Here is a 2,278-nt window from a genome sequence, read left to right as displayed (position 1 = left end):
GTGGGGCTCGGCTTCGACGGCGGCCACTTCCGATCCAACGTCCGCAGCGCGGGCGCGGTGTCGGTGGCGGGCATGGCCGTCCCGTTCCTGGCCGCCATGCTTCTCGCGCCCTGGCTGCTGGGCGTGCCGGGCCTGTTCGGCGAGGCGCTCGGCCCGGCTCAGGCGACGTTGTTCCTCGGCGCCTGCATCTCGATCACGGCCTTCCCGATGCTGGCGCGGATCCTCCAGGAGCGGCGGGTGTCCGGCTCGCCGCTGGCGTCGCTGGCGCTGTCGGCGGGCGCGATCAACGACGCCGGCGCCTGGATCGTCCTGGCGGTGGTGCTGGCCACGGCCGGCGACGGCGCGGGCGTGGCGGTGAAGGTGATCGCGTCTGCGGCCCTCTTCAGCGGCTTCCTGCTGGTCCTCGGTCCCCGGCTGCTCGCGCCGCTAGGGCGCGCGGCGGAGCGTCAGGGCGGCGTGGGGTCGGGCCTGCTGGCGACGGCGATGGTGCTGTTCCTCGGCGCGGCCCTGGCCATGGACTGGGCCGGCATGCATGCCGTGCTCGGCGGTTTCGTCCTGGGCGTGGTCATGCCCCGCGGCGTGCTCGCCCGGGATCTCAAGGCGAAGCTGGAGCCGTTCACGGTCGTCCTGCTGGCGCCGATCTTCTTCACCTTTTCGGGTCTCAACACCCAGCTGAGCCTCGTCGCCGAGCCGGGTCTGCTGCCGATCGCCGTGGTCGTCCTCGCCGTCTCGATCCTGGCCAAGGGCGGCGCCTGCTGGGCGGCGGCCCGGCTGACGGGCCAGGACAACCCCACCGCGCTCGCCATCGGAACGCTGATGAACACCCGCGGGATGATGGAGCTGATCATCCTCAACATCGGCCTGCAGCGGGGTCTGATCGGCCCGGCGCTCTTCTCGATCCTGGTGCTGATGGCGGTGGTCACCACCCTCATGACCTCGCCGGTCTTCGAGTGGGTGTACGGCGCCAGGGCCCGCGCCCGCGGCGACCTCGGCCGGCTAGAGGATGACCCGGCCGAGCCGGCCGCCGCGCCCCTGCCCAACTCGGTGTAGGCAAACGAAAAGCGCCGCAGGTCTCCCCGCGGCGCTCGGAATTTGGGCGCTGGATCCCGCCTGAGCGGGACCGGCAGCCTACTTGCGCGTGAAGGCGCCGAACTTGGCGTTGAAGCGCGACACGCGACCACCGCGGTCCAGAAGCTGGTGACCGCCGCCCGTCCACGCCGGATGCGTCTTGGGGTCGATGTCCAGGTTCAGGGTGTCGCCCTCTTTGCCGAGGGTCGAGCGGGTCTTGTAGGTCGTGCCGTCCGTCATCACCACGGTGATGAAGTGGTAGTCGGGATGGATGTCTTGTTTCATCGCGCGGGCGCCTGACGTAAAGGAGCGGCCAAATTGGAACGGCCGCCGGTGAGGGCGGCCAAAAGGAAGCCGGGCGTATAGAGAAAGCCCGCTCGAATTGCAAGGTGTGCGACGCATGAGTGAGCCGGGCCCCGAGGTTTCCACGCCGGGCCGTCCCAGCGCGGGCCAGACCCTGGCCCAGAATCTCGCCGAAGCCGCCGACCGCCGCGGGCGCAGCCGGAACGTGGGCGCCCTGCGCAGGCTCGCCCCGTTTGTCGCCGCCCACTGGGGCGACGCGGCCCTGTCGGGGGTCTTCCTGCTGGCCTCCACCAGCGCCACCCTGGGCCTGTCGGGCGCGATCCGCCTGCTGGTCGATCACCTCACGCGCGCCCAGGCGACGGGCGGCTCGGTCGACCACTGGTTCCTGCTGATCGGCGGCGTGGCGCTCGCGCTCGCGGTCGCCACCGCGCTCCGCTACTTCTTCGTCACCAAGCTGGGCGAGCGCGTCGTGGCCGACCTGCGCAAGGCGGCCTACGCCCACATCCTGACGCTCGACCCGTCCTTCTTCCTGAAAACCCGCACGGGCGAGGTGCTGTCCAGGCTGACCACCGATATCGCCATCGTCGAGAGCCTCCTCGCCACCTCCATCTCGGTCGCCTTGCGGAACCTGTTGACCCTGATTGGCGCGGTCGTGCTGCTGGCCATCGTGAGCCCCAAACTCACCGGCCTCGTGCTGCTGTCGTTCCCGGTGGTGCTGGCGCCGCTGTTCCTGTTCGGACGCCGGGTGCGCAAGCTGACCACCACCACCCAGGACCAGTTCGCCGGCGCGGTCGGCTACGCCGGCGAGAGCCTCGATGCGCTGGAGACCGTCCAGGCCTTCGGGCGCGAGAAGGCGGCGGCCGCGGTGTTCGGCCAGGCGGTGGAGCAGGCCTTCCGTCTTTCCGTG

General features: G+C 70.9%; 3 protein-coding genes. 2 read left to right on the top strand and 1 reads right to left on the bottom strand.

Going from position 1 to position 2,278, the window contains the following annotated elements; translation table 11 throughout:
* Window positions 1-1,050: cation:proton antiporter (locus RIF93_RS20230; protein ID WP_309093238.1), on the top strand; the 1,050-nt coding region annotated here is incomplete at its 5' end.
* A 78-nt stretch (window positions 1,051-1,128) separates the two neighbouring features.
* On the opposite strand, the gene rpmE is transcribed toward RIF93_RS20230, so the two are convergent.
* A complete protein-coding gene (gene rpmE / locus RIF93_RS20225; protein WP_309093237.1) occupies window positions 1,129-1,353 on the bottom strand; it encodes a 50S ribosomal protein L31 in 225 nt (74 codons plus the stop codon).
* Window positions 1,354-1,468: 115 nt separating this feature from the next.
* Here rpmE and RIF93_RS20220 point away from each other — a divergent pair.
* Window positions 1,469-2,278, top strand: an 810-nt coding sequence (locus RIF93_RS20220; protein ID WP_309093236.1) for an ABC transporter transmembrane domain-containing protein, incomplete at its 3' end; no start/stop codon positions are given.

The sequence above is a fragment of the Phenylobacterium sp. genome, assembly GCF_031181185.1.
Lineage (GTDB): Bacteria > Pseudomonadota > Alphaproteobacteria > Caulobacterales > Caulobacteraceae > Phenylobacterium.
Note: the sequence above shows the minus strand (reverse complement) of the source record. Positions and strands in the feature narration are given on the sequence as shown.

Bases quoted from the DNA above. Each gene is read 5' to 3' on its own strand.
- rpmE (WP_309093237.1), bottom strand. From the start codon at position 1,353: ATGAAACAAGACATCCATCCCGACTACCACTTCATCACCGTGGTGATG.